Source organism: Oleiphilus sp. HI0061 (genome assembly GCF_001635675.1).
Genome location: NZ_LWFE01001388.1, coordinates 1 through 1798, shown reverse-complemented (window position 1 = coordinate 1798; position 1798 = coordinate 1). Strand labels below are relative to the sequence as shown.

Annotated in this window: 2 pseudogenes; both read left to right on the top strand. The window is 44.9% G+C overall.

The features are described from left to right. Positions 1-820: pseudogene (locus A3735_RS21825) on the top strand (alpha-D-glucose phosphate-specific phosphoglucomutase); the annotation flags it as partial. Positions 821-901: 81 nt separating this feature from the next. Beyond that, a pseudogene (locus A3735_RS21820) lies at positions 902-1798 on the top strand (glucose-6-phosphate dehydrogenase); the annotation flags it as partial.

Below are 1798 nucleotides of genomic sequence, written 5' to 3'. Positions count from 1 at the left end.
AGACGGCAAAATTCGTATGGATTGTTCCTCACCTTATGCCATGGGTCAGTTGATTGAATTAAAAGACCAATATGATGTCGCCTTTGGCAACGATCCTGATTACGACCGTCATGGCATTGTGACTCGAAGCTCTGGCTTGTTAAACCCAAATCACTACTTAGCAGTCGCAATCGATTACCTTTTCTCACATCGTCCTGAATGGGATGAATCTGTTGGAATCGGCAAAACGCTAGTTTCCAGCAGCATGATTGACCGAGTGGCTAGCGCGCTAAAGCGTCCTTTGGTTGAGGTGCCTGTTGGCTTTAAATGGTTTGTAGATGGCTTGCATCAAGGCAGCTTGGGTTTTGGTGGAGAAGAAAGTGCAGGCGCTTCATTTTTGAGACGCAACGGACAAGTTTGGACGACCGATAAAGACGGCATTATCATGGATCTCCTGGCTGCCGAAATATGCGCAGTAACTGGTAAGGACCCGGGGGAGCGTTATAAAGAACTGGAAAACCAGTTCGGTTCTCCTGTTTATGAGCGTCTTGATGCATCGGCAAGCAAAGAGCAGAAAGCCAAGCTTAAAGCCTTATCTGCTGAGCAGGTGAGTGCAAGCGAGTTGGCAGGCGAAACGATTCAGCAGAAACTGACCAAGGCGGTGGGTAATAGTGCTGCAATCGGTGGCCTAAAAGTTTCTACAGAAAATGGCTGGTTTGCTGCAAGGCCATCGGGCACCGAAGATGTTTATAAAATCTATGCGGAAAGTTTTGTCAGTTCAGATCATTTGAAGAAAGTTCAGAAAGAAGCAAAAGCGCTTGTGGATGAAACCATCAAATAAGGATTAAAAAGCTCTGAGTCATGACTCGGAGCTATTTAATGAGTAAGCTATACTAAAAGCCTACGACTAAGGAGTTGTCTGATGAGGGTTCCTGATAACAGTAATATCGTCATTTTTGGTGCCTCGGGAGACTTGTCGTTTCGCAAGCTTATCCCGGCTTTGTTCCATTTATATGTCACTAGACAATTGCCTGATTGTTTCTTTATTTTGGGTGTTTCGCGCAGTGCTTATGACTCAGATAGTTATCGTGAGGCTTTGTTAAAGTCGCTAAGTGAAGGTGCAAACCTTGATTCGCATACTGTCGAAGATTTTCTCCAGCACGTTTATTACTTGTCTTTGAATACCTCCGATGTCACGGAATACTCCAAGCTAAAGCTTACCTTGAATGAGCTGTATGCGCGCTACCAGACACCGCACAATACTTTGTTTTACATGGCGATGCCGCCAAGTATGTTTACCGTGATCCCTGATTGCTTGTCAAAGAGTCAATTGTTGGATCAGTGTGAAGGCTGGAAGCGCATCGTGGTCGAGAAGCCTCTAGGTTATGACTTGGAATCTGCAATCGAGCTAGACCATGGTTTGCATTCCTATTTTGATGAATCCCAGATTTATCGTATCGATCACTATTTGGGAAAAGAGACCGTTCAAAACCTACTGGTTTTTCGCTTTGCTAATGGCATGTTTGAACCATTATGGGATAGAAATTATATTGATTATGTTGAGATAACCGGCGCAGAGAAATTAGGTGTTGAGTCTCGGGGTAGCTATTACGATGGCGCAGGTGCCGTGCGCGATATGTTTCAAAACCACTTGCTGCAAGTTTTGGCGATGGTAGCGATGGAACCGCCAGCAGTGATCAATGCCGACTCAACGCGGAATGAAGTGGTGAAGGTTCTACAGAGTCTAAAACCACTTAGTCAGGCCGATTTAGAGAATAACCTGGTTTTAGGGCAGTATACGGAATCCTTAGTTAAAGGT